We start from the raw sequence: 26,548 nt of genomic DNA, 5'->3' as shown, positions 1-26,548 counted from the left end.
ACAGCGTTTTTTTAATTTGTATATATGATTTTTGTTAATTTCTTTCCTTTTTTTTCGTAAGGGTTTACACGCCGCGTTTATTTCCCCAAACGAGCGCATGAAGCTGCGGCAATACGCGTACGTCATTCATCATCTCATCTTCTACAACACGATCAATTAAATCCTCATATTTTCTCAATAGCGTAGAGATTAGCTCCCCGTCATTAGACGTATGAACATCTTCATTTCCAACCTGGACAAAGAATGGTACCTTCGGATAGCGGTCGTGGACTTCTCTTGCATAGCTGAAGTCTTCATCATTGAAAACGACTACTTTTAAACTAGGAGCCGTATGACGATCTTTATCGCTTAATCGATTTAAGATCTCATCAAGTACCGTAAAGTTGGTTTTCATTCCAGAACTCGGTGGCTTCGGTGAAATCGTGAGATCATCAATCTGCTCAAACCAGTCCTGCCATCTGCTTCCTTGTGTTTCAAGCGCTACTTTCACGCCGTTTTCGTGAAGCAGCTCAACCAATTCACCGATGGCACGAATGAGCGCCGGGTTGCCTCCTGAAATGGTAACATGATCAAATTTCTTTCCACCTATTTGTGTTAGCTCATTCCAGATCTCATGCGCGCTTAGCTGACGGATATCGTCTTTAGCTGATCCATCCCATGTAAAAGCGGAGTCGCACCATGCACATGAATAGTCACAGCCTGCTGTACGCACGAACATCGTCTTACGTCCGACAACCATTCCCTCACCTTGAATAGTCGGTCCAAAAATTTCTAATACAGGTATGTTAGCCATGCTTTTTCACCTGCTTTGGACGGTATACCACATAGCTTGTCGGAGTCTCACGAACGAATACCTGTAAGCAGCTCGGCTTATTAGGTAACGTATCGAGATGTGCTTGAATCAGTTCATAAATTTTACGCGCAATAACCTCTGTTGTTGGAAAATCATTGGCACTTTGCTCATTAAAAAGCTGGTCGTGATCATTTAATAACGTGTGATCAAATTGACCTGACACTAGCTTTTTAAGCACTTGAAAATTAACGAGAAAACCCGATTCATCTAGCTCGTCGCCGCCGATGGTCACATTCACAAAGTACGTATGACCGTGAATGTTTTGACACTTTCCGGCAGCCTCATGAGGAACAAAGTGTGCCGCAGCAAAATGCATATCTTTATTTAATTCATAGCTATAGGAATGCTGAACTTGTGGATAAATTTGCTGAATCATTTCAGTTCTCCCCCGTTCTTTTGTTCGAGGTATTCATTCAATCCACGCTTACGAAGAAGACAAGCCGGGCATTCGCCACAACCGTCTGCAATCACTCCGTTGTAGCAAGTGAGCGTTTTTTCACGGACAAAATCAAGTGCTCCTAATTCATCCGCTAACCCCCATGTTTCTGCTTTGTTGATCCACATAAGCGGCGTATGAATGACAAACTGATAATCCATTGCTAAGTTCAGCGTAACGTTTAATGATTTTACAAATACGTCTCGGCAATCTGGGTATCCGGAGAAATCTGTTTCACACACGCCTGTTACTAAATGGCGTGCTCCCTTTTGCTTGGCCATGACAGCTGCAAACGATAAAAACAAATGATTACGACCATCCACAAACGTTGATGGAAGCTCTCCTTCTTTTTGCTCAATCTCAATATCTCCGCGCGTTAACGCGTTCGGAGCAAGTTGGTTTAATAACGACATATCTAATACCGTATTTTCAATCCCAAGCTCAGCCGCAATCGATTTTGCTACGTCAATTTCTTGGCTGTGGCGTTGTCCATATTGAAACGTAACGGTTTCGACCTCTTTAAAATTCTGGAGCGCCCAAAATAAACATGTTGTGCTATCTTGACCACCACTAAATACAACCACTGCTTTTTCTTGTTTCATTTTCATCGTCTCCTTTTCTTTCATGAATGGTTCTCATAAAAGAAGAAAGAAAAGCCATGAACAAATCCCTGTTTCTACTAAAAAACGCCCTTCAGTTATTCGAACAGAAAGAGCGCAACAAAAAAACTACTCGTCCGAGCGAATACACTGCTCGCAAATAGCTTTCTATAGTTTTTTATAGAGGGAGTTCGCGAACCTCTCCCGCACTACGCGCGCGGAATTTCTTCTTCAATTATCCTTGACTACTATAACACATTCAAATTGGAAAAACTATATGAAAGATAGAGGTTTTGTTTATGTATGAATCGGTTATAACGTTTGAAATGACAAGAAGGAGGACCACACCATGCGTTTCATGGATCGCCTGCGTTCTATTAGGGAGAACTTTTGGTACATCCCTACCGTTTACGGAATCTGTGCCTTTATTTTGGCACTCTTAACCGTTCGTCTTGATTATTTCATGACGAGCAATGACACAATGAAGAAACTCGTTCCAGATATTATTTTATCAGATGCTGACGTCGCTCAAAGCGTATTAAGCGCCATTTCTTCATCTCTATTAACAATTACGACCATTACGTTTTCATCCATTTTGGTCGTCTTAACAACCTTTTTGTCCAATTTTTCACCGCGCACCGTACAAAATTTTATTACCGACCATAGCACACAGCGCGTTCTAGGAAGCTTTGTAGGTGGATTTATTTATTCGGTTATTTTACTCGTGATGCTACGTGAAACGAAGGAAAAGACGTCATTTATCACACCAACCTTCGCCATTATCATGACCATCATTTGTTTAGCAGTCTTTGTATTTTTCGTTCATCATACGTCCGAATGGATTCAAGTCGGAAACTTGATTTCCAATATTGCTGTCGGAACGGTACAAGCCGTACATAAAAACTTTGAGCAAAAAGATACCATACATGATCGCCTGTCATTATCAGAAGAAGAACTAAAAGAGGTGATGAAAGGAACAAGATTAGATATTCCGGCTGCTAAATCAGGCTATATTGACTTTCTCGATGAACAAGGACTTTTGCAGCTCGCTTCCGAGCGAAACTGGCTCATCCGTCTAACAAAACGACAGCCTGATTACGTAGACGAGCACTCTCCTCTTTTTCAACTATGGGGGGCAAGCAGCTCAGAAGAAAAATTACAAGAAGAGCTTTCTCGTTATGTATCCATTGGGCCACAAAGAGCACCTTATCGCGACATGGAATTTGGTTTGAGAAAGCTTTCTGAAATTGCCCTGCGCGCGATTTCACCTGCTATTAATGATCCAAATACAGCGATCAATGCCATTGAGCAAATCGGCAACATTTTAACAAGTCTAGGGAAACGATATTTACCAAAACCTTACCGATACGACACGGATGGTCATTTACGCTTAATTACACAGCAACCGATTTTTCGCGATTATTTGTATTTAAGCTTTTATCAAATTCGTCATTATGGTCGTGAAGACATTTCCGTTATTCGTGCGATAATCAAAACGCTCACACTTATTGCAGAAAGCAATGAAAAGGAAGTAAAAGAAGCGGTGTGGGAGTTCGCAGAATTTATTGTTGAAGGCGTCGAGTATGATGTACTTTTATCCCTTGACCTACACTATTTGAATGATTTGCTTTTACAATTAGCGAAGGCGTGTGATCATACCGGAGAGTTCAAACTGCTTACCAAAAAAAGCGATGCGTCACAATGACGCATCGTTTTTTTATGCCTTTGCCCCGCCTTTGAAAATAAGAAACAGCGCGACGATTAACAGAAGTACGCCGACTAGTCTCGTTCCATGAAGCGCAATTTTGGGATTTCCAAATAAGCCGAATTGATCTGCGATTAAACTCATAATAATTTGTCCCGCAATAATGGAAATGATTGTAGCCCCGGCTCCCACTTTTGGTACGGCAAATACTTGAATCGCTACAAAAGCCGCCCCCAGTAACCCACCGAGGAGCTGCCACTTAGGAACTTGAAACACGTTTAATACATTGCCTTTTCCAAAGAAAAACGTAATAAGTAATAATGAAATCATGCCGATGAAAAAGGAAAAAAACGCGCCTTCAAACGAACCAATTTTTTTCCCCAGCGCTCCGTTAATAGACGCCTGCGTGCTTTGAGCAATTCCTCCTGCGACCGCTAATAGCATAATGAGTAGTCGAACCACTTTAGCCCCTCCATTTCATATTCTTTTCATCTCATATCTAATTAGATCCTTTTTATTATAGCGAAAGTTGTTTCCTCCGGAGAAGCATTTGTTTGCTTTTATACACGATTACTAACAGAAGCGGGATGATAATTTGTGCTGGGATATGTACGTACATTGGAATGATCTCAAGCCCTATTTGCAAATGACGGATATAGGTGTTCGCCATAAAGTGACCGAGTGCAATCGTGGCAATGCCTAGTGGAATAATTAGCTTCGTTTCTTCTTCTACACGGTAAATCTCCTTAAAACATAGAACCGCTGCGTACATGAACAACGTAATTTTGACGAATCCGCCGATCATTAAAATTGCAATGACAATGACGTCCATTCTTTGAATAATATCGCCGATGTTGACGAGCTGAAAAGTCACGAGTAATGGAATAGAAGCAATTCGTGCGATATAAGGGCCCAGTGCTGACATATTAATCATCTCAATCGAGCTTAAAATAACGGCACTTACGATTAAAGCGACGATCCCCGTCTTTTTGACTCGGCTAGGCTTCTTTAAATAATGCGCGTAACAAAAAAGCACAATCATTTCACCAAATGGAAACGTGACAACGGTTGGAAAAGTCGCGTGCCAAATGGTGTTGATCCCGTTTGGCTCAAGAAGAGGTAATAAGTGTCTAGGATCAAGAATCTGACTGAAAAAAATCAACCCAAATCCCACCGCTAGAAAAATGAGAAAGACAAAAAACAGTAGTGAAGAGGCCCTTGCAATCACCTCAATTTTTAAGATGCAGGCGTAGCAAACAGCGCTCATCATCATAAGTGAGACGAAAAATGCAGGCGTTCCTTGCAACGAGGTGAGCAACAAAAGCTCATTAAAATCTCGCAAGACGCGTGCACCAATATAAAAGAAGTAAAGCCCATATAAAAATGTAATAACAAGCCCTAAATGTTTTCCTAAAACAGATGAAAGGAGCTGTGGAAATGATGTTGTTTCCTTTTTGTATAGAGAACAGATGACGTAAAACACCGGCAAGTACAGAAGCATACCAAGAAGGACAACAACCCAGGAGCTTTGCCTCGCTTCTGTCCCAAGACCAATGACCGTCGCACTTCCAAACTCAAATAACATCATCATTGAAAATAACTGCAGTGAACTAATATACATGATCGGTGTGCGCACATTCTTTCCTCCCTAAATCATTTCGTGCACTTTTTGTTGAATACGCAAAAAAACGAAAAGCAACATAGGAAAAATAGCGCCTAAAATCACCATATAAATGCTCCACTCTTGCACTAAAAACTCGGCAAAATACGCATAATCTGGCACCATATAATAAGCAGCACCGCTTATTAATAATCCTAATGGGACAATGAGAAAACGCTCGTTACGCAGCTGAAACAATTGTGCAAGCCCCTTTTGCAACCCGTAGAAGATGATAGAGATTTTAAAGAAAATGGATAACATCCAAATAATAGCCACTAGCACTTCAATGTGTTGAATAAATGAACCAAATGAAATCAATTTTCCGAGTAAATACGTTGGATATAGGTTAATAGAGGCAACATCAATACCTAACGCTAAAATACACGCGACGCTTAAAATGGTAATCGATGCTCCTGCTAGTGCAGAACCAATTAGTAAGCCCTTTTTAACTTCTTTCACCCTTTTCAAATGAGGCGTAATCATAAGCAAGAAGATAAGCTCTAAGTAAGGATTAACGACAAAATAGGCTGCTGACTGAATCACACCATCAAGATTGTAATCATACAGAGGAAGCATCTGTTGCAGCTTCATCTGAGGTATATTGAGCAAAATAAGCAGGATAAATGGGATGACAATCCAAGGTAAAAAGATTTCAGCTGTTCGTGCCACTACTTCAATTCCCAGAAATAGGGCATACATAACGGCTAGGATCATGAGTCCCTGTGTCCAATTAATCGGTGTTTCTGGCATAATTTGAATCGCCATGAAATTGCTAATATTATTTAATAAGAATGTTGCTAGCAAAAACATATAGAGTAAATAGACAAAGCCAATAAATCCTCCGATGTAAGGGCCAAAGGTTGCTTTTAGCATCTCAATTAGCGTCATTTCTGGATTTTTCTCGACGATTTTACCGAATAGCCATGCAAATCCTCCCCCCACGATAATCGCTCCTACTCCAGCAATCCACAGGCTTTGCTTTGCAAATAAAATCAGAAATGGTGGCGTAATAACCACTGTGCTACCAATAGAAAAAATAAAAACAAGCGCTGTAAACTGATTGCTAGCAATAAATTTTTTCTCCTTCATGTGAGTTCACCCTTTTTTCGGTATTAATAAGAAAAACCAATGCTCAATTGGCTGAATAATCATCGTAAGCCAAGGAAGCGGTGAACGTAATTCAACCTCTAACACAATGCATACCCATAGCAGATCTCCTCCTAAAATAAACAGCAAAAGGAAGTAGGCTTCTTTTCGATGATTGCTTTGAAGCAGCTTCTTCGTGATGCGATAACCTACATAGCCTGTTACTGCAAAGAGCAAAATCGCCTTTAACATCTCATCACCTACTCCTTAGAGTGTATATCTTTCATGATTGAGTCTCGTATCGTTCCAAAACGTCGAATCTTCAAATGCACCGTCGTATGAATTTCTGTGTGATCTGCAAATGTGTCGTTCCAATGTTGACGAAGTTTTTGCCACTCCTTTGGATTACTGCGATGAACATATTCGCCAAACCCAAACACATCGCTGCGATACTCTTTTGCTTGCTGAATTGCCTTGTCCATTTTACCTTTGGCATCATCCCCCGCTTTTTTCTCCAGCCAGTGATTTACCTTATGGTTTTGCACATCTAATTTACAAGCAATATCTGCAATATTTCCTTCCGCTTCTACCTCTACGTTAATAATTGGACGACCATTTTTCACCGTGCTTTTTATATTCGTTTTCGTTCGCAGCACTTCTACGCCCACGAGATTATTTTTGTTCGTTTTTTTTGATTCTGAACAAGGAACGACGATCACCGTGCTTTTGACATTCCCCGTAATGTAGTTATAGCCTTTACTTTCGCCCTCATCAAACCACCCTACGAGACGATCTCCCTTAAATGCTCCCAGACCTTTAAAATTCAGAAGCGTTGTGGCTGCAATTTTATTAATGCTGTCCATCGAATTTCCGGCCTTCGGCTTACCTTTAACGTAAATACCCGTTAAAACTGGATTACTTCCATCACTTGCAATATGAGAAATAAGCTCATTCATTTTTACACCTCTTGTCGGTGCCCATACGGTTTGAGACACGTCTAGCGATGCATGCATATGATTAGCTGGGATTTTTTCAATGGTGGTTAACTCTTCTAATACCGTTTCAGCGGACGTATTTTTCGCTACCGCTACATAATAATCGGTTCGAAGTTCATGATCACGGGCAAAAAAATCAAGAATTTCAGCCATCCCCTCTTTTGCAATTTCCTCACTAATGACGAGCATTCGAAGATGGGATAAATAGACGCGCCTAGGTGCTTCAATTGTAAGCTTTCGCAGTCCCTCCATCACAGATGCCGCTTTGATAGAATGTGTGGTTACAGGAGGGGAATTCGTAGGGGTCTTTGCTTGAATATCACCTGGGTTGATCAACTGAACGGAAAATCGAATATCCTCTCCACTACGATCAATTCCGACCGCTACCGCAACGGCAATTTCGTTCAATTCACGGCTGCTCCAACACCCTGAAAGAAAACTGCTGAGTATAATGCTTAGACTTAAAAGGAGTCCTTTTTTCATGGTGTACACCTCTGTTGCTATTTGTTCGTGTTCTCTGAAGGCTGATGCTGACGCACGATGTTCTCCTCACTTGCAAGAGATGGTCGTGTGGTCATTTTTTTGAGTGATCGTCTAATGAGTGAATCTTTTTGTCCTTTTCGATCAAAAGGAGCCATTGGCGCCATGTAGTTAATACCGAAAGAACGAATGCTACATAAATGTAAAATCATAAAAATAAGACCGATGATAATCCCAAAAAAACCAAATGCAGCTGATAGCATCATAAGGATAAAGCGCAGCATCCGAACAGCAATCGCCATGTCATAAGCCGGAGAGACAAAATTACTGATCGCGGTAATCGCGACTACGATAATCATAGCGGGGGAAACAAGCCCCGCTTGTACAGCGGCTTCTCCTAGTACAAGCGCCCCTACAATTGAAATAGCCGAGCTCACATTTCGCGGCATTCGAATACCCGCTTCACGCAAAATCTCAAACGTAATTTCCATAATAAAAGCTTCCACAAGAGCTGGAAAAGGTACACCTTCCCGCTGCGCTGCAATGCTGACTAGAAGGGGGAACGGAAGCATTTCTTGATGCATCGTAGTAAGGGCAATATAGGCAGATGGCGTTAGCAGTGCTAAGAAAAAAGAGATGTAGCGTATGAGGCGTATGAGCGTTGCAATATCAGCACGCTGATAGTAATCTTCTGCAGATTGAAAGTATTGAATAAAAAGAGACGGAACAAGTAATACGAACGGTGTGCCGTCCACAATAATCGCGACGCGTCCTTCTAATAAGCAAGCGGCTACCACATCAGGACGCTCGGTGTTAAAGATCGTCGGAAAAGGCGTGTAATCTTCATCTTGAATTAACTCCTCAATATACCCACTCTCTAAAATACCGTCGATGTCGATCTTATCAATTCTTTCCTTTACCTCTTCAATAATTTTTTCATCTACAATCCCTTTAATATACATGAGTGCTACATCGGTCTTCGTCACTTCTCCTACCTGCTGCACCTCACACCAAAGATTCGAGGATTTGATTCGCCTTCTAACCAAAGCAGTGTTCGTACGAAGCGTTTCTGTAAAGCTATCACGTGGACCTCTTACGACGGTTTGAGATTGAGGATCGGTAATGCTTCGCTGCTGCCAGCCTCTCGTATTCGTGGTGATACACGTTTTACACCCCTGAACAAACACCACCGTATCGCCCGACAAAATATGAAGAAGCGCTTTATCGAATTGGGTTTCCTCGCTAATCTCTCCAACTGCCAAACTGTATTCTACAATTGTACGATAAGGATCACTCGCTGTTTTATTAAGATCTTCTTCCAAATGATGTGCCATTGCATTCATAATAAAGCGCTCAATGACTTCACAGTTAACTAATCCGTCCATATACGCTAGGCCAATCACAACGTCCGGATGAGCAGGAATGGTAATACGGCGCGTAATCAAATCATTGCTCTCTCCTAGCAGCTTTTTCAATCGCTGAAAATTCGCATCAACATCGTTCTCAATCGTTTTGCCCTCCTCAGAAACCGGAGGAGCGATCACTTCCTCGACTTTTTCTAGTTTTGCCTGCAGTCGTTTTCGTTCGCGTTCGCTTTTTAGCTCACCTAGCTTTTTAATTCGCACCATACATCCCCCCTCACAGCTGCCCAATCGCTTTGGACTGATTAGCCGCTAAAATTCTTCTCACCGCTTTTTCCGTTGTGTGATTACATTCGATAATAACGATAACTTCTGTTTGATGCGTTCGTTTTGGTGAAACTTTGCGCTTCGTATAGAGATAATCGGCAATGAATCCTCCGCCTCCCCCAATTAGTAGTCCAATAATGCCCCATAGAATCGGACCTAAATACAAAATGTGGCCGTAAATAACGCCCAAAAGCATAAAAATAGTGCCGAAAATTGCGGCTAAGTCAATGTAACTCGTCCCATCAAAGCGCTCAAATGAATCCGCTACCTGTCCCCTCTCGTCATTGTGATCTAACCTGACGACAGCGATTTGGCTTTTGTCGATTCCTACTTGCTCTATTTCCGAGAGCGCCATTTCTAATTGAGTTGTGTATTCAAAGGTTGATAAAATATACACATTCATTTTCCTCTCTCATGTGAGCAATTTCGGTTTATCCTGATATCGTTTCTTCAAGTGAACATCAAGCTCAATCTTAAACAAACGATTCATTTCAATCGCCTGAATATAAGCATCATAGGCAAAAAAGGCATAAACGGATGGAATGAACAATAACCACTGTGGATCGGCAACGGCGTTCGCTTTTTGCAAATCGCCTATTAAAATGTAGTAAAACGACTGATAGTACTTTGATTGATACGTAATAAACAGCCAAAAGCCAATACTATAGACAACGCCGATCAGCCGATTTAGGTATAAATGGCCCAGCCCTGGTAAAAGCAGCGACCACCCGAGCGCAAGGGAAGGTTTGTATGTACTCACATTATTAAATTCAAAGAAGGAGTCATTTTTAACGATCGTATGATTTCCTTCTCGCTTAGCAAGCACGCAGTACTGATTCATTTCTACCGTTCGCCTATAGCTGTCCCATATCGCAAAAATATAAACGGTCACATACAAGATTGCCCATTGTTCTTTTAGTACCTCACTTGCCTCGTTAAATTCCCCTACCATTGATAGATAAATGGCTTCGTTTAAATGCGAAAGGCTGTTTACGACGACTTCCCAAATCATTAAAATAAATCCCAGTAAGAATTTATTTAAGGTGAAATGCCCGTACCCTGGAAAAGCAGCGGACCACCAAGCAATTACCCATGGATTTCGAAAGTGAATGGTGTTGGTTCCTAATGAATTTGCATATCCGATGTATCGCCTGATTTTGGACCTCTGCACGGAATTTCAAGCTCCTTTTTTTGCACGTTATTCGTTACCATTAGTTTGATTTAAAAAAGGTAAAATATGCATGAATCAAGAGGAATTTGCCTTTATGATAAATCAAACGATGCGTTGTCTTTGACAATTGTTTCCCCCTTTTGTAGGATTAAATGGCTTATAAAGAACAGGTAAGAAAGGAGTACAATAACATGGCACAATCTTTAAAAGGTAAAACAGCCCTTATTACAGGCGCTGGAAAAGGTATTGGACGCGCTGTAGCTATTGCGCTTGCAAACGAAGGTGTAAATGTAGGATTACTAGCTCGTACGGAATCTTCACTGAAAGAAGTTGCGAAAGAAGTAGAAGCAACAGGCGTAAAAGTTGCTTATGCAACAGCAGATGTTTCATCAATGGAGGAGGTTAACCAAGCGGTTGAATCTCTACACCAAGAACTTGGTGGTACAGATATTCTCATTAACAATGCAGGGATCGGCAAGTTCGGCAAATTCCTTGAACTGGACCCAGCAGACTGGAAAAAAATTATTGATGTGAATTTAATGGGTGTTTATTACGTAACGCGTGCTGTTCTTCCACAGCTAATTGAGAAAAACGGCGGAGACATCATCAATATTTCCTCTACAGCAGGTCAAAAGGGAGCACCTGTTACAAGTGCCTACAGTGCTTCAAAAGCAGGATTACTCGGCTTAACAGAATCATTAGCACTTGAAGTACGTAAGCACAACGTTCGCGTAACGGCACTTACGCCAAGCACCGTTGCAACAGAAATGGCATTTGCTGAAAACTTAACGGACGGAAATCCAGAAAAAGTAATGCAACCAGAAGATCTAGCAGAAATTATGGTGGCGCAATTAAAACTTCATCCGCGTATTTTCATTAAATCCGCTGGCATGTGGTCAACGAATCCATAAAGTAAAAAGCGTGAAACGTTCATCCGTTTCACGCTTTTTTGCTATTTTTTATTAGTCGATTGAGGCGCTACTTCTTCAGATAGCTCTTCAAAGGATTTTACTTTTCCATGTGGTTGCTGTGAATGCTTACGCACATTCCATTGGCGCTCTTTTTGGTTTTTCGATTGTGTCATGATTCTATCCCCTTTTACAAACATGTTGGGTTCTGAATGGTTACACTCATTCCCTTTATTAGCATGGCTTTCTTCGCTATAATTATCCCTATGAACCTTAGTATTGGAAAGGATTTTACGTATGAATTGGCTTTTCTCCTTCGCCCTAAGTCTTGTAATTGGCATTGGGTTTTATGGTAGCTTTACATCGACTTCTTTTTGGATGACCTTTCCCCTTTTATATGTTTTGTTGGTCATCATTTCCCTTAGATACGCATCATGGTCCTTTTTAAATAAAGCCGATTGGGTCGTCGGTATCATGAGTGGGGTTATTTTATACGGTCTTTTTGCGAGTGGCAATGCATTTATGCAATGGCTGCATATTCCGATTGAACCGTACGTACAGCATTTGTACTCATCCATTTCCCCTTCTGTGTGGTGGCAGCATCTGCTAATGTTTCTGCTCATCATACCAGGTGAAGAATTATTTTGGCGGGGGTATTTGCATAAAAAGCTTTTTACTCTTTCGCCTTTTCAACGTACTATTGTTGCAGCATCTTTATATACGGCCGCTCACCTTTGCTCGCTCAATCCACTGCTCGCTCTAGCAGCTTTTGTTGGTGGCATCATGTGGGGAGCGCTGTTGGAATGGCGTCAAAAAATTGAAGTGGCGATGATCGCTCACGTTGTTTTTGACGTTCTTCTTGTCTACCTGCTTCCTCTTTCATAAAAAAAAGCCGTCCTCGCTTCATGGCGAGGATGGCTTTTTACGAATGAGCTTGAAACCATTTATCAATTTCAGCATTGTATTCATCAAAATACTTCGTAAGCGGATGATCCGCCCCTTTGTACAAAATAAACTTATGTTCTTTATCTGTTTGATCAAGCTGACGTACAAGCTTTTCAGCCTGCGTGTAATGAACACGCCAGTCACGATTTCCATGAAGCATAAGCAGCGGTGAATTAATCTTATCACTCCAATAAATGACAGAGCGATCGCGATACGTTTGGGCCACCTTCGGATCCTTAGGGTCTCCTACTAGCTGACGAAGAACCTGTTTCATTTCTGGACCTCGCTGATCATAGAACTGGAACATATCTGTAATTCCAGACACAACGGCTACCGCATTAAACTTCGCACCGCTTTTCATTAATAAGTACGTCATCATACCGCCACGTGAATAACCAATGGCATATTTTTTCGTTGTATCGACGTATGGAAGTTTTTCACCAATGTGCATGATATTGATCACATCATCGATATCTTTTCCACCGTATGTTTCGGTTCCTTCACTGCCGCCGTTTCCTCGGTATTGAGTCGCTACGACAACATATCCTTTTTGTGCCCAAGAAGCCAAATAAGAAATCGTTTTTTCTCGAATCATACCATGCTCACGATTTCCCCCGCGATTGTATACGAGCAGAGGTAACTTACCGTCAATATGCTTTGGTTGCAACAAAAAGCCTTTTATTTTTAATCCATCGCTTGGATACGTTAATTGATAAGCATCAACATGCTGATTGTAAGGAGATGCAAGCGGAATTCGTTGCTTAAATTCTCCTTGACCTTCACTGTTCGCATGATGCCAAAACGCTGTAAAAGAAAAACAAACGATTGCACTTGCAACAATAATAATAAATTTTTTCAACGCAGTCTCTCCTAAAAAATGCTCAATATAAATTCTTTCTCTATTAGGATGATGGTCTCTACTGCACTTTACGCGCTGTAAATGTTTGATCTACAGGCGAATACTGGTATGCTAGAAGCCACATTCACTATCCCTATCATAGTCCTTTTTTTATTTTTATCTAGATGGACTTTAGTCTTATTTTATTTAGCACATAGTTTGTCTTAATCCTCTTTTTCAAATAAAAAGAAGCGATTCGCTAAAAAGCGAACCGCCTCTTTTCTTTATTATGCTGCTACATCCTTCTTTGGCGCCACTTTGGCAATTCCAATGCCCGTATAGCCCCAAATAACAGCAAATACAGGACAGAAAATAAGAAAGAATGCATACGGTAAGTAAGTTACAACATCTACGTTTAGCGCTTGAGAAATAAACGCGCCGCTCACTCCCCATGGAATTAGCGGGTTAACAAGCGTTCCTGCATCTTCTAGCGTACGTGAAAGATTCTTTCGATCTAACCCCCACTTATCATAAAGAGGTCGGAACGTTTGACCAGGTAAAAGAATGGATAAATATTGCTCGCCTGTAATCACATTTACCCCGATACATGCTAGTACTGTTGTTAACGTTACATCACCTGTGCGGCGAATCATTTTCGTTAGTCCATCAAGTAACGCTTGAACAATGCCTAACTCCTTCATCACTCCACCTAGTGACAGTGCTGTCAGCACAAGTGAGATTGTCCACATCATGGACTGAAGGCCGCCTTTATTCACAATTCCATCGACAATGCTATTTCCAGAATCAATTTTCACACCGCTTTGCAAGAATGTAAGCAGATCACTTACTGAAAACTGGTGCTGAATGAATAGCGCTGTAATAAAGGCACTCGCAATCCCTGCAATAAGAGTTGGCACAACCTCAGCTCTTCTTGCAGATAGAATAATGACAATAAGCGGAGATATGAGTGCAATCCAGCTTAATGTAAATTGATCACCTAACACATCTTTTAAATGCTTTAATTCATTTAAATTAATGTGCGAGTAATCAGTTTGAAAACCTACCACAATAAAAATAATCGCCGTTAAAAGTAAGCTTGGTACGGTTGTCCACATCATGTGGCGAACGTGCTCAAATAATTTTACATCTAAAATCCCCGATGAAAAGTTTGTTGTATCCGATAACGGAGACATTTTATCTCCAAATGCTGCCCCAGATACGACGGCACCGGCTGTAAGCGCTGGACTAATCCCAACAGCTGTCGCAATTCCCATCAGCGCCACACCAACCGTACTAACCGTTGTGAACGTACTCCCTGTGAACGTTGAAACAAGAACCGTGATAACTAATGCACTAATTAAGAAATATTTTGGTGAGATCCAGTCTAAACCTAGACTTAAAATCATCGGAATCGTTCCGCTACTCATCCAAGCTGCAATGAGCAAGCCAACAAGAGCGAGAATTAGAATCGGCTTAATTCCTAGGGTAATTCCCTTTACAATTCCCTCCTCAATATCTTTCCACTTATATTTCCACAGTTTTCCTAGACAGCCTAGAAAAACAAGACTAATAATGAGCGGTATATGAGGCTCTGCTTTAAATTCAAAAAGCCCGATAAAAATGAGCGCTAAAATAAAAATGATAACCGTAAGCGCCTGTATGAATGATGGCTGTTTTTTCATTTTGTTGAAATCCTTTCTTTATAACTTTTATACTTAAACGCTTTTATGCTTTTATGCAGTTAAGTGTTAAACCTATTTGAGTATAAGGTTGAAGCTATGTCTTGTCAATACGAACTTTCTCTGTTTATTCTTTGCTTTGCTCAGTTCAATTATTTTACGTGAGACTGCTTCTATGTTTAGATAAGACGTAATCGGGAAATCTCCCTTTACCTAAGGTAAGAAATTACTCGGTTAACGTAGGGCTATGAGCAGCTCTCTTATATATAGGAAGAAAGCTGATTATGCACGCCCAAATAAATGAAGTGAAAAATTTACGAGCAAAACACTTGAAAGTCAAAAAAGGTCAAAGTATAATGAACTTACAAAAGTCAAAGATAGTCAAAGTCAAAATAAAACATCTTTGACATTTCCTTATCGAGGAGGCGTTTTTTATGATGTGTCAACATTGTCATGAAAATCAAGCACAAGTACATGTGAATTTAAAATATAATGGTCAACACCAAGAATATCGTTTGTGTCATACATGCTATCAATCATTAATGAAACAAAATAAAATTCCATCAGGTTTTGGAGGAGGATTTGGATCTATGTCAATTGATGATTTATTCAATCATTTAGCCAATCAACAAGCGGCACAGCAACCAAACCAAGCCGCTCAACCGCAGCAAGGTGGAAACGGCGGTGGATTGCTTGATCAATTTGGCCGAAATCTAACACACGTAGCCAAAGCAGGTCTAATTGATCCTGTAATCGGACGTGATGAAGAGGTCGAACGCGTCATTGAGATATTAAATCGTCGCAACAAAAATAACCCTGTTCTGATTGGTGAGCCAGGGGTAGGTAAAACAGCGATTGTAGAGGGCCTCGCACTGAAAATTTCAGAAGGCGAAGTACCGGCAAAATTACTAAATAAAGAAGTATATCTATTAGACGTGGCATCACTTGTTTCAAATACAGGCGTACGCGGTCAGTTTGAAGAACGCATGAAGCAATTAATTGCTGAACTTCAGCAGCGCAAAAACGTCATTCTGTTCATTGATGAAATTCATCAAATCGTCGGAGCTGGATCAGCTGAAGGCTCTATGGATGCCGGAAACATTTTAAAACCAGCGCTTGCTCGCGGTGAGTTGCAGCTCGTTGGGGCAACAACTTTAAAAGAATACCGCTCAATCGAAAAAGATGCGGCTCTTGAACGTCGCTTCCAACCAGTTATGGTACATGAACCGTCCGTTGACGAAGCGATTGAAATTTTAAAAGGTATTCAAGATAAGTATGAAACGTATCACGGCGTATCGTTTACCGATGAAGCGATTCGTGCTTGCGTCAACTTATCTCACCGCTACATTCAAGATCGATTCTTGCCTGATAAAGCAATTGACTTATTAGATGAAGCGGGCTCTAAAATGAACTTAAAATCAGGCGTGACCAACAAAGATGATGTAGAAGCTCGTTTGAAAGAAATTGCAACGCTAAAAGAACAAGCGTTAAAAGATGAACATTACGAAAAAGCGGCCAAACTTCGCGATGAAGAAGCGAAGCTTGAAAAACAATTAAACGAACAAACAGCTGAAACGTCTGTCATTGATGTCGCCCACATTCAGGCCATCATTGAAAAGAAAACAGGTATTCCTGTTGGAAAGCTTCAAGACAACGAAGCAAATAAAATGAAAAATCTCGCTTCTAACATTGCTGAAAAAGTAATTGGTCAACAAGAAGCGGTGGAAAAAGTTTCAAAAGCGATTCGTCGCTCTCGTGCTGGTCTAAAAGCGAAGCACCGACCAATTGGCTCGTTCTTATTCGTTGGACCAACTGGTGTCGGGAAAACCGAATTAACGAAAACACTTGCCGAGGAGCTATTTGGCTCAAAAGATGCGATGGTTCGCCTTGATATGAGTGAATACATGGAAAAACACGCCGTGTCTAAATTAATCGGTGCTCCTCCAGGATATGTAGGACACGATGATGCGGGTCAATTGACTGAAAAAGTACGTCGTAACCCTTATTCCATCATCTTATTAGATGAAATTGAAAAGGCACATCCTGACGTACAGCACATGTTTTTACAAATTCTAGAGGACGGTCGTCTAACAGATAGTCAAGGTCGCACAGTGAGCTTTAAAGATACGGTGATTATTATGACAAGTAATGCTGGTATTACAGAGAAAAAAATTACCGTTGGGTTTGAAAAAGTGAACGATGCGATTAAAGAAACATCGATTCTGGATTCTCTGTCTGCTTATTTCAAGCCTGAATTCTTAAATCGCTTTGATTCTATTATTGAGTTCAATCACCTTGAAAAAGCAGATCTTGTAAAAATCGTGGACATTATGCTTGATGAACTACAAGAAACGCTAACAGAGCAAGATCTATCAATGACGGTCTCTGATGCAGCAAAAGAAAAATTAGCAGAGCTTGGCTATCACCCAGCATTCGGTGCTAGACCACTACGCCGCGTTATTCAAGAACAGCTTGAAAATCGTATTACAGACTTTATTTTAGAAGAAACATCTACAGCCTTTACGGTTGATGTAGAAAACGATGAAATTGTCGTGAAGTAAAGTAAAAGAGCAGGGTAATCCCCTGCTCTTTTTTGTTTATCTTAATGGACAGCGTTTAAGAGTCGTTTGTTATAGTTATGAGCAGCGACCGCACCCCAAATCATACAAATTGGATGAGTGATAAATAACGCTGCTCCGAACGTTAAAAATCCCAGAACCCCTTCCACAATGATCATTAGCACTGCTCCTAAAATAGTGGAATACAGCATGCCAAGTGAGCCAAACAGAAACGTTAGAATGAGCGAAAGGCCCACACTTTTTGTATTTGAGACAATAATTCGATTCTCTGTCATGATGAACACTCCTTTGTTCGTTACTACAAAAATAATATGGTATTTTTTACCTATTTATGTATGGAAGATGAAACAAAAAAAGCAAAACCATAGCGGTTTTGCTTTTTTTTGATGATTATTTCTTCGTGATTGTAAACGTCATTGTTTTCGTATTTTTCTCAATCGCACCACCATCATTCTTGAAGATATCAGCCTTCGCCTTTTCAGAAGGTTCGATTTTAATTGTGAGTGGATTCTCTCCGCTACGAAGCTGAACCGTGTGTGTAAAGGTCATATCCTCATTAACCGTCACTTTTTCACCGTTAATCGTTAGCGTTCCTCCTTTAATAGCGGTTCCTTTTAAAGTAATCGTATCCGTTGAAACAGTCTGACCGTCTGTATGTGACGTGATCACAACAGGCATGTCAATCCAACGTAGAATTGTATCTTCAATCACCATTTGATTTCCACCTTGATTGGTAACGACTACTTTTAAATCGGTCCCCTGTGCTCCGTAACCATAATAACTAACATCATCATCTGATTTGTTGCTTGGGGTATGATCAGGTAATCCTTCTTTGTCCCATGAATTATCTTTTACGTATTTATACGTTAATACTTCTCCCTCTTGTGCCTCAAACGTATATTGATAATCATTCGTGACCGCCCCGCCGCGCGTCATTTCAAATGCGGTTGTATTCCAGCCATTGATACTTCCCGGAATCGTGATCTTCGCATTTTGAGACGTATAATCAGGTGCATGAAGCTTAAATGTTACCTTGACTAGCACAAGGTCTGGTTTAACCGTCACCGCATTAGAGGTGACGACATTTCCTGCCTGATCATATACGTTCACTGCGTATTCATAGGATTGTCCGTTCACGACATTAAGATCTTTATAAGCTGTCGTTTTGACATCTGTGGAGCGCTCAATTACGCTGCCGTTTCGAACAATCTCAATCATATATGGATCTTTTGCTTCGTTTATATTCCATGATAAATTCACTTGTCCTGATTCCTGCTGTGGATTGCTCAAAGTGACGCTCTTTGCTGGAGGCTCAGCGTCTGTTCCTTTTGCAAACGTAACCGTCTGCGCGTTACTCCATACCCACGTTCGGCCTGCATCTGTTGAAAGAGCTACTTTCACTTCGTATGCGCCTTGATTAATCGGTAGAAATTCTCCCTGGAACGTGTTTGCGTCACCATTTTGCCCTACGTACCCTGCAGGAAGGATAGTCCATTTTGTATGACCAGGCTCTTTCACATGAAGTTGAACAAGTAGCCCCTCTCCCTGCTCTTTTTCCGTTACGCCTTTAATCATAATATCAGCAGAGACTGTTTGTGGTTTCGCTAAATCAATGACGCCGTTCGTTAGCTTAGTCATATTTGAAATCATGTAATTATTCGTTAGCGGTACGTGCGGAATGACAGCCTTCGTCACGACCTGCTTTGATTCGTTTCCGTATTTATCAATTGCGGTCACCGCAAAATAATAAGAACGTCCATTTTCTAGATTTGAAATCATCGCACGACCTGAAGACGTATTCTGCACTTCTTTGTAAAATGCTCCGTTAATCGTCGTTTGATATACTTTGTAAGCTTTGGCATTTCCAGTCCATGTGAGTGTTGCAGTGTGGTTGCTTTCTGTTACCGCTACATTTTTTACAAATGCTTGTTGCTTCGGAAGCTCATTTGCAACGAGCATGCGACCATTCATTGCTGGAATCGTAACGGTTAGTTTCCCATCCTTCACCGTAGTGTGATAAGCAAACTTTAACTGATCGACGAACAGCGCTCCATTTGCCGCTACATCTTTTACATCGATTGTAACCGTCTGTTCTTCATTGCCTCGATTCACGATAACAACCGCTGCTTTTTTCTCATTCGTTCGGGCATAAGCAATAATATCCCCTTTTGCATAAAGCGTTTTTAAATCACCTAATGCAAATAAATCTGCATTTGCTTTTCTAGCCTTTCCTACCTTTTGATAGTGTGCGACAAGTGCTTTATCTTCATGTCCCCAAGGATAAACGCGGCGATTATCCGGATCTTTTGAGCCTGTCACACCAGCTTCATCTCCGTAATAAATAGTCGGAGCGCCTGGATAGCCCATTTGGAAAATAGAAGCCAATTTTAGTCTCTGTACACCTAGCTCATAATCATATTTTTTATCATATTCTGCACGCTCTGAAGTGTCTGTTCCATTTCCTAGTAAAAAGACAGCACGAGCAGTATCGTGAGAACCCATTAAGTTCATAAGCGCATAAAATGCTTCTTTCGGATAGTCTTCCTCTACCGCTTGAAGCTGATCGTAGGCGTTTTCCGCTTTTCCATTCTTCAGGTAGTCAAGCATCGTTCCTCTAAAACGATAGTTCATCACCGAATCATATAAATCTCCAAGGAAATACTTGGATGCATCATCCCAAATTTCGCCTAAAATAAGGGGCTCTTCGCCTTTTCCTGTTTTAAGCTCATGACGGAATTCGCGCCAAAACTCCGGATCTACTTCATTTGCAACGTCTAAGCGCCAACCGCTTGCGCCACGCTGTAGCCATGATTTTGCAACTGAATCTTTGTCATACATAATGTATTTTGCAAAGTTTGTATTGTTCAGTTCCGAATTGTAAGGAACTTTTGCACCGGGTACCGATTTGATTTCTGGTAACGAATCAAATCCCCACCATGCTTGGTATTTATACACACCGTTCGTTTTCACGTTCTCAATGTTAAACCAATTTTGAAATCCATACGGACTGAATACTTGTCCTTCTTTAATAAATTGTGCTTCGGCTTCTTTTTTCGCCTCTGCTTCTGTAAGCTTTTTGCTATTCATCAAATCATAAATGCGTGCCCAGTACTCATAAGCACCAACCGTTGGATATTTTCCATAGCGGTCAAAGTAGACGGAATCATCACCAACATGATTAAATACACCGTCTAAAATTAAATGCATTTTGCGTTTTTTCAATTCTTTAGTGAATGCGTCAAACTCTTGTGGTGATCCAAACATCGGATCAATCGCTTTATAATCTGTTGCATCATACTTGTGATTAGATGCCGCAGATGCAATTGGATTTAAATAGAGCGTATTTACACCAAGCGATTGAATATAATCTAATTTCTTCTGAATCCCCGCAATATCTCCACCGAAGAAATCATTTGACCAGATGTTATCACCTTTATATGCTTCTTCACTCGCAAGGCGCGGATTATCTGGAAGGTCACTCCACTTCATATGCTCGATTGGCTCTTTGCCACGAGCATTCGATTTCGCTGCATCATTTTTTGGATTTCCATTAAAAAATCGATCAGGGAAAATCTGATATACAACGGCTTTTTTCATCCAGTCTGGTGTTTTAAATGTTGGATCATAGACCGTCATTTGAAACAGATTTGCATTTTTCTCAGTCGCAACACCTGTTTTTCCTTCCTGCGTGTCCTCTCCGTATTCAGCAACCGCTGTTCCGTCGCGTGCAATAAATTTATACCCGTATACGCCCTTTTCCTTCGGAGTTACGGTCGTCTCCCATAGTTCAACGTTCTTCCCGTCTACTTGTGTCCAGCCCGCATAGCTCATTTCTTCTGTACTCGTAGTGCCCTTATCGTAGTTTTTCAATTGCACTTTCGCACCCGTTAAATCACCTTTTTTTGCTTGCAGGCGAAGCTTTACGCTTTTTCCTGCTTCAATTGCTCCAAACGGCATGCGATAAGCAGGATCCCATGTATTGTGAAATAGAGCATTCATTTGTATGCTTCCATCAGGCAGACCCGAATCATAGTTTGTTGACACTTGTTTTGTATCATGGTTATAGAAAAACGTAACTTCTGTGTCTTTAACAACAACTAGTTTTGCATTGTCCGTCGGATACGCTGCATCGTCCCATGTTTTTCCTAAGACCACTTTGTATTCGTATTGACCTTTTGGCACAAGAACTTTGTACGTATAAATATTATCGCCGTTTTCATCTTCAAAGATCGCAGTCGATTGGTCTGGCTTCCACTCTTCTCCTGCGTGAATTGCAGGTTGAATGTTTCCGACGAGACGTGGCAGCTTGTCTTTATCCAAAGCTACCGGTATCGTTACTGTATGTGTAGAATCATTGTAAACGAACGTGACCACTTTTTCTTGATCCAGTACGAGCTTGTAATTGCCCCCACCAGCCTCACCGTTTACCCCGTAATTTTCGTCCCAAGATTGATTAATCGCTACTTTATACTCGTACGTTCCAGCAGGAAGCTTCCCTGTGAATTTGTACGTTCCATCGGCCTGTTTGACCATAATAGTCGCAGCATCCGCTGGGTCCCAGTCATTTTTTGCCCCTAACTCATTCTGCAAATCTCCTACAAGCGTAACTGTTTTTTCAGCTGCATGACTCGTAAAAGCTCCTCCTGATGCAACCGTTTGCAGAACTAACAGCAAAATAAGAATGGTGGAACCAATTACCTTTTTTGCCCCCTTCATCTTCCCATCTCCCCTTGACAAATTAATGAAACCGCTTGCATTTTCTTTTATATTATGGCACGCTTAGCTAATCGATTATATAGGTAAAAAGAACTAAAAAAACTGACTTTTCAAAACGAATTCTCAATTTCTTTTTATCTCTTTCTGTGAACCTCTAACTCCTTATATTTCAACTTAAAACCTATTAATTTGGTAAATATGGTAGAAATATGGCGGAAAATAAGATATAACTGTTAATAGACGATATTAATTATAGAAATATAGGAATGATTGCCTTGGACAAAATTTCTTTGTTAAAAAAACGAAATCACTTATTATTTATCCTGCTTACCACATTTTATTTACTAGATGTTGTCACGCTCATTTTAACCGGTAACGATTGGGATATGGTACTGCCACCAGTAGGTGTAGGAGTATTAGCGATCCTTGCATTTATTTCATACGTCCTCAAGCCGTCTCCGCAAACTATAAGGTGGTCTTATATTTTTGCTTATTATGCCTACATGACTTATTTACTCATCGCATTTCCTTATTTAATCAATTATCTTTTTTTAATATTTGGTATTATTATTGCGACGATTTATCATGACTACGTGTCTATTATCGTATCTGGCATCATCTGCATCGCGCTGCTCTCATTCTTCTATTTTTATAACATGGAAGAAATTTTTTCAGAAGTGGTAGCAGGGGACGTCATCTTTTTCATTTTATTTTCGGTTTTATGCTTAATTTTTCTTCTTTTTTACACAAGGTATGCAAATCGCCTTTGGCGAACCGCTTACCAAAACGAACAAGCGACCAAAAAGGAACTTCATACTACTCAGGGGTACTTACAATCATTTTTCCAAAATAATAATGATGCGATGTCGATCGTTGATTTAGATGATCATGTAATTATGGTAAACCCAGCATTTGAAAAAATCTATGGGTGGAGTGAAGCCGAAATTTTAGGAAAAAAATTACCTGTGACGGGGAATAAATCATTCGAGCATTTGGAAAACGTCAAAAAAGTGTTAGAAGGCGGACAAAACATTATCGGTTTTCAAACGCAAGATCTCCGCAAAGACGGTACCCTTATTGATGTTGAAATTAATATTTCACCCATTTATGATGATCATGGCAAACTGATGGCTTTCACTCATATTATTCATGATCTTTCAGAACGAAAGACGTTAGATGTTATGCTGCGGCGCTCTGATAAGTTGGTGCTCGCTGGAGAACTAGCGGCAACGGTTGCTCATGAAGTTCGCAACCCACTCACCTCTCTTAATGGATTTGTGCAGCTCATTAACGAGCAGTCTCGTGAATTTGAGCCCTATACATCGATTATGATGGATGAGATTCATCGTATTGATGAAATACTAGAGGAATTTTTATCATTAGCGAAACCAAATCGCGAAAAGTTTGCGCCGCACACCCTCGATAGCCTCCTAAAAGGCGCCTTGCATTTATTTGAAAAAGAATGTGAGTCGAAGGACATTGTCATTCAGTACAATGAAACTGATTTTCATATTACGATCATGTGCGACAGCAACCAGCTTAAGCAAGTCTTTATCAATTTATTTAAAAACGCCGTGGAAGCGATGCCGAATGGTGGGACACTTCATTTGAGCGCTGTTCACGATCAGAATCAAGTAGACATTCAAATAGAGGATACGGGCACTGGCATTCCTGCGTCTCTTCTTAATGATTTATACAAACCGTTTGTCACATCAAAAGAATCGGGAACAGGTTTAGGGCTAGTGGTGACTCAACGAATTATTCACAACCATCACGGTGAATTAACGATTGATAGCGTAGAGAATAGTGGGACGACCATTCATATCTCCCTTCCTCTCTCCCATCATAAAATTTTTTCACCATAATGTGTAACATTTTCCTGTTTTAAGAGTCTAATAGATGGGCAATAACTTGTCCGCGTGTAATTACCGTACCAACGGTAACAATTTTAGGAGGTAGAATCCGTGTATTCAATGAAAAAAATAACTCTTTCCGCTTTACTTGTAACAGGATTAGCGATAGGAGGAACTGGTGTAGCTAGTGCTGCTACGACGACAAAACCTGCTGTTCCTGTCCAAAAAGATCCATCTAGTCAGCTTGTCACTTATGCAAAAACGCTCATTGGCACTCCTTATAAAAATGGTGGCACAACCGTTAAGGGATTTGATGCATCTGCTTTTGTTCAGCACGTTTATAAAAAAGTTGGCGTTTCTCTACCACGTACGACAGCTGATTTATATAAGCAAGGCACCGTGGTTACGCTTAAGCAAGTAAAACCTGGAGATCTACTGTTTTTCGATACGATCGATAATAAGAAAAAAGAGATTAATTACGTGGGGATTTATGTGGGAGAAAATACATTCATCTCTGTGACAACTAAAAAAGGTGTCGCGGTCTCTTCTCTTGATTCATATTGGAAATCAAAAGTCGTAACAGTAAAACACATCGCGGTTAAATAAATAGAAAAGACCCCCTGTACTCCTAAAAGGACAGGGGGTCTTTCTTATTATAGAGCTTTGTCATCAACCGAATTTAAGTACGATTTAATTTCTGATACGACTGATTCCACACATCCATCTTCAAATGGTGAAATTAAGTTGGCTTCTTTCACAAGTCCTGTAAATGACTTGCTTCCTCCTTGCTTACAGAGGTGAAGATAATCGGCCCAAGCTTCCTCATGATTTTCACGATCGCGCTTCCAGAATTGGAATGCACAAATTTGCGCAAGCGTGTAGTCGATGTAATAAAATGGTGAATTATAAATATGACCTTGACGCTGCCAGAATCCACCCTCTTCTAAATACTCGTTTCCATCGTAGTCTTTATACGGTGTGTATTTCTTTTCAATCTCACGCCATGCTTGTTTGCGTTCTTTTGGCGTTGCATCTGGATTTTCATACACAAAGTGTTGGAACTCATCGACAGATACTCCGTATGGAAGGAATAATAGTCCTGAGCTTAAATGAGCAAAGCGATATTTCTCTGTATCTTCTTTAAAGAATAGCTCCATCCATGGCCATGTGAAGAATTCCATACTCATTGAATGAATCTCTGCTGCCTCATATGTTGGCCACAAATATTCAGGTACTTCTTGATGACGGCTAGAATACACTTGGAAGGCATGTCCTGCTTCATGCGTTAACACGTCAATGTCGCCTGATGTTCCATTGAAATTAGAGAAAATGAACGGAGAGTTGTAGTTATCAATAAACGTACAGTATCCGCCTCCTGCTTTCCCTTTTTTAGCCACTAAATCCATTAAGTTACGATCTAACATAAAGTGGAAGAACTCTTTTGTTTCGTCTGAAAGCTCGTCGTACATTTTCGTGCCGTTGTCGATAATCCACTCCGGATCACCCTTTGGAGCTGCGTTCCCTGTTTTAAATTCAAACGCATCGTCATAATACTTCAAGCTGTCGACGCCAATACGCTCTTCCTGACGCTTTTTCAACTCTTGTGCTAATGGAACGATGTGATCTAGTACTTGTTTACGGAAGTTAGCTACCATTTCTGCGTCATAGTCTGTGCGTGACATACGTGCATATCCAAGCTCTACGAAGTTTTCATAGCCTAACTTTTGCGCCATTTTCGTACGAACTTTTACAAGCTTGTCGTAAATTTCATCGAATTTTTCGCCGTTTTCACTGAAAAAGCCTGTGCGAGCCTCTAGCGCGTGTTTACGAACATCACGATCAACAGATTCAGCATATGGGCCAAGCTGTGCAAGCGTCAACTCTTCTCCGTTAAACGGAATTTTAGCTGATGCGACAAGCTTTGTGTATTCAGAAGACAGCTTGTTTTCAAGCTGTAAGTCCTCTAAGATCTCAGGTGAAAATGTTTTTAACTCTGCATCCGCAAGTGCAAATAGCTGTGTTCCCCACTTTTCCTCAAGCTCTGCGCGAAAAGGTGATGAAACAAGCTCTTGGTAGTACTTGTGCTTAAGCGCCTGAATGTGAGGCGTTACGTCGTCCATGTAATCCTGTTCAGCTTTGTAAAACTCATCGTTCGTATCGATCGAGTGACGGATTGAGCAAAGAGTAGCCATCGTGCCAAAGTCTGCTTCAATTTTATGAATCGCTTTTAACGCACTCTCTTGTTCTTCGATACTTTTTGCTTCCTTAAAAAGCTGAAGAGCCTCTTCAAAACTTGCTTCTACTTTCTTAATATCAGGTCGTTCGTATGTAAAATCTTGAAACTTCATCTAAAGTCC

The 26,548-nt window shown here is 40.7% G+C and carries 23 protein-coding genes and 1 riboswitch; of the genes, 6 read left to right on the top strand and 17 right to left on the bottom strand.

Annotated elements, in window-relative coordinates; all coding sequences use genetic code 11:
• Positions 1 to 64: 64 nt before the first annotated feature.
• Genes queE through queC form a run of 3 tightly spaced genes read right to left on the bottom strand, consistent with a single transcriptional unit; the run spans position 65 to position 1,891 of the window.
• A complete protein-coding gene (queE, locus tag IE339_RS05125) occupies positions 65 to 793 on the bottom strand; it encodes a 7-carboxy-7-deazaguanine synthase QueE (protein ID WP_242174167.1) in 729 nt (242 codons plus the stop codon).
• Complete coding sequence (gene queD, locus IE339_RS05120; protein WP_242174166.1) at positions 786 to 1,229, bottom strand: 6-carboxytetrahydropterin synthase QueD; 444 nt, start codon at positions 1,227 to 1,229, stop codon at positions 786 to 788. The genes queE and queD overlap by 8 nt, the downstream gene beginning before the upstream one ends.
• Positions 1,226 to 1,891, bottom strand: a complete 666-nt coding sequence (gene queC / locus IE339_RS05115; RefSeq protein WP_242174164.1) for a 7-cyano-7-deazaguanine synthase QueC — start codon at positions 1,889 to 1,891, stop codon at positions 1,226 to 1,228. The genes queD and queC overlap by 4 nt, the downstream gene beginning before the upstream one ends.
• A 161-nt stretch (positions 1,892 to 2,052) precedes the next feature.
• A riboswitch (PreQ1 riboswitch) is annotated at positions 2,053 to 2,096 on the bottom strand.
• A 141-nt stretch (positions 2,097 to 2,237) separates the two neighbouring features.
• Between queC and IE339_RS05110 the strand changes: the two genes are divergently transcribed.
• Entirely contained in the window at positions 2,238 to 3,593 is a 1,356-nt protein-coding gene (locus IE339_RS05110) for a DUF2254 domain-containing protein (protein WP_242174162.1), read from the top strand.
• 12 nt (positions 3,594 to 3,605) lie between these two features.
• Here the strand turns inward: IE339_RS05110 and IE339_RS05105 are convergent, their stop codons facing one another.
• Genes IE339_RS05105 through IE339_RS05070 form a run of 8 tightly spaced genes read right to left on the bottom strand, consistent with a single transcriptional unit; the run spans position 3,606 to position 10,673 of the window.
• Positions 3,606 to 4,055, bottom strand: a complete 450-nt coding sequence (locus tag IE339_RS05105) for a DMT family transporter (RefSeq protein WP_315905991.1) — start codon at positions 4,053 to 4,055, stop codon at positions 3,606 to 3,608.
• Between the two features lie 55 nt (positions 4,056 to 4,110).
• Positions 4,111 to 5,229, bottom strand: a complete 1,119-nt coding sequence (locus tag IE339_RS05100; protein WP_242174160.1) for a GerAB/ArcD/ProY family transporter — start codon at positions 5,227 to 5,229, stop codon at positions 4,111 to 4,113.
• Positions 5,230 to 5,241: 12 nt separating this feature from the next.
• Positions 5,242 to 6,342 carry a GerAB/ArcD/ProY family transporter gene (locus IE339_RS05095; protein WP_242174158.1) on the bottom strand — a complete coding sequence of 367 codons (1,101 nt, stop codon included), beginning with the start codon at positions 6,340 to 6,342 and terminating at the stop codon, positions 5,242 to 5,244.
• Positions 6,343 to 6,348: 6 nt separating this feature from the next.
• Positions 6,349 to 6,591 carry a hypothetical protein gene (locus IE339_RS05090; RefSeq protein ID WP_242174156.1) on the bottom strand — a complete coding sequence of 81 codons (243 nt, stop codon included), beginning with the start codon at positions 6,589 to 6,591 and terminating at the stop codon, positions 6,349 to 6,351.
• An 8-nt stretch (positions 6,592 to 6,599) separates the two neighbouring features.
• On the bottom strand, positions 6,600 to 7,817 hold the full coding sequence (locus tag IE339_RS05085; protein WP_242174154.1) for a Ger(x)C family spore germination protein: 1,218 nt from the start codon (positions 7,815 to 7,817) through the stop codon (positions 6,600 to 6,602).
• A 17-nt stretch (positions 7,818 to 7,834) separates the two neighbouring features.
• Entirely contained in the window at positions 7,835 to 9,442 is a 1,608-nt protein-coding gene (locus tag IE339_RS05080; protein WP_242174152.1) for a spore germination protein, read from the bottom strand.
• A gap of 10 nt (positions 9,443 to 9,452) precedes the next feature.
• Positions 9,453 to 9,905: a hypothetical protein gene (locus IE339_RS05075; RefSeq protein ID WP_242174150.1), complete on the bottom strand. Its 453-nt coding sequence runs from the start codon at positions 9,903 to 9,905 to the stop codon at positions 9,453 to 9,455.
• Positions 9,906 to 9,914: 9 nt separating this feature from the next.
• The gene (locus IE339_RS05070; protein ID WP_053399667.1) at positions 9,915 to 10,673 is read right to left on the bottom strand and encodes a hypothetical protein; all 759 of its coding nucleotides are present in this window, start codon (positions 10,671 to 10,673) and stop codon (positions 9,915 to 9,917) included.
• Between the two features lie 191 nt (positions 10,674 to 10,864).
• On the opposite strand from IE339_RS05070, the gene IE339_RS05065 reads away from it, so the two are divergent.
• Positions 10,865 to 11,584 carry a 3-ketoacyl-ACP reductase gene (locus tag IE339_RS05065; protein ID WP_242174148.1) on the top strand — a complete coding sequence of 240 codons (720 nt, stop codon included), beginning with the start codon at positions 10,865 to 10,867 and terminating at the stop codon, positions 11,582 to 11,584.
• A 41-nt stretch (positions 11,585 to 11,625) separates the two neighbouring features.
• Here IE339_RS05065 and IE339_RS05060 read toward each other — a convergent pair whose 3' ends face one another.
• Positions 11,626 to 11,757, bottom strand: coding sequence for a DUF6254 family protein (locus IE339_RS05060; RefSeq protein ID WP_242174146.1), 132 nt, complete (start codon positions 11,755 to 11,757; stop codon positions 11,626 to 11,628).
• A 121-nt stretch (positions 11,758 to 11,878) separates the two neighbouring features.
• Here IE339_RS05060 and IE339_RS05055 point away from each other — a divergent pair, with 121 nt between their 5' ends.
• Positions 11,879 to 12,466, top strand: a complete 588-nt coding sequence (locus IE339_RS05055; RefSeq protein ID WP_242174144.1) for a CPBP family intramembrane glutamic endopeptidase — start codon at positions 11,879 to 11,881, stop codon at positions 12,464 to 12,466.
• A 37-nt stretch (positions 12,467 to 12,503) separates the two neighbouring features.
• On the opposite strand, the gene IE339_RS05050 is transcribed toward IE339_RS05055, so the two are convergent.
• Both IE339_RS05050 and nhaC read right to left on the bottom strand, forming a co-directional pair.
• Positions 12,504 to 13,385 carry an alpha/beta hydrolase family protein gene (locus IE339_RS05050; protein WP_242174141.1) on the bottom strand — a complete coding sequence of 294 codons (882 nt, stop codon included), beginning with the start codon at positions 13,383 to 13,385 and terminating at the stop codon, positions 12,504 to 12,506.
• 266 nt (positions 13,386 to 13,651) lie between these two features.
• On the bottom strand, positions 13,652 to 15,046 hold the full coding sequence (gene nhaC / locus IE339_RS05045) for a Na+/H+ antiporter NhaC (RefSeq protein WP_242174138.1): 1,395 nt from the start codon (positions 15,044 to 15,046) through the stop codon (positions 13,652 to 13,654).
• A 431-nt stretch (positions 15,047 to 15,477) separates the two neighbouring features.
• Here nhaC and IE339_RS05040 point away from each other — a divergent pair, with 431 nt between their 5' ends.
• Positions 15,478 to 17,604, top strand: a complete 2,127-nt coding sequence (locus tag IE339_RS05040) for an ATP-dependent Clp protease ATP-binding subunit (protein WP_242174136.1) — start codon at positions 15,478 to 15,480, stop codon at positions 17,602 to 17,604.
• A gap of 41 nt (positions 17,605 to 17,645) precedes the next feature.
• On the opposite strand, the gene IE339_RS05035 is transcribed toward IE339_RS05040, so the two are convergent.
• Together IE339_RS05035 and IE339_RS05030 are read right to left on the bottom strand one after the other, a co-directional pair.
• Positions 17,646 to 17,897 (bottom strand): hypothetical protein, encoded by a 252-nt coding sequence (locus IE339_RS05035; protein ID WP_242174134.1) that lies wholly within the window; start codon positions 17,895 to 17,897, stop codon positions 17,646 to 17,648.
• A gap of 115 nt (positions 17,898 to 18,012) precedes the next feature.
• Positions 18,013 to 22,338, bottom strand: coding sequence for a pullulanase X25 domain-containing protein (locus IE339_RS05030; protein ID WP_242174132.1), 4,326 nt, complete (start codon positions 22,336 to 22,338; stop codon positions 18,013 to 18,015).
• Between the two features lie 275 nt (positions 22,339 to 22,613).
• Between IE339_RS05030 and IE339_RS05025 the strand changes: the two genes are divergently transcribed.
• Positions 22,614 to 24,203, top strand: a complete 1,590-nt coding sequence (locus tag IE339_RS05025; RefSeq protein ID WP_242174130.1) for a two-component system sensor histidine kinase NtrB — start codon at positions 22,614 to 22,616, stop codon at positions 24,201 to 24,203.
• A gap of 108 nt (positions 24,204 to 24,311) precedes the next feature.
• Positions 24,312 to 24,797, top strand: a complete 486-nt coding sequence (locus tag IE339_RS05020) for a C40 family peptidase (protein ID WP_242176119.1) — start codon at positions 24,312 to 24,314, stop codon at positions 24,795 to 24,797.
• A gap of 47 nt (positions 24,798 to 24,844) precedes the next feature.
• Here the strand turns inward: IE339_RS05020 and IE339_RS05015 are convergent, their stop codons facing one another.
• Positions 24,845 to 26,539, bottom strand: a complete 1,695-nt coding sequence (locus IE339_RS05015) for a M3 family oligoendopeptidase (RefSeq protein WP_242174128.1) — start codon at positions 26,537 to 26,539, stop codon at positions 24,845 to 24,847.
• Positions 26,540 to 26,548 lie beyond the last annotated feature (9 nt).

The organism is Priestia koreensis, assembly GCF_022646885.1.
GTDB classification, from domain to species: Bacteria; Bacillota; Bacilli; order Bacillales; family Bacillaceae_H; genus Bacillus_AG; species Bacillus_AG koreensis_A.
The sequence above is the reverse complement of the archived record's forward strand: the minus strand, read 5'-3'. Positions and strand labels throughout refer to the sequence as shown.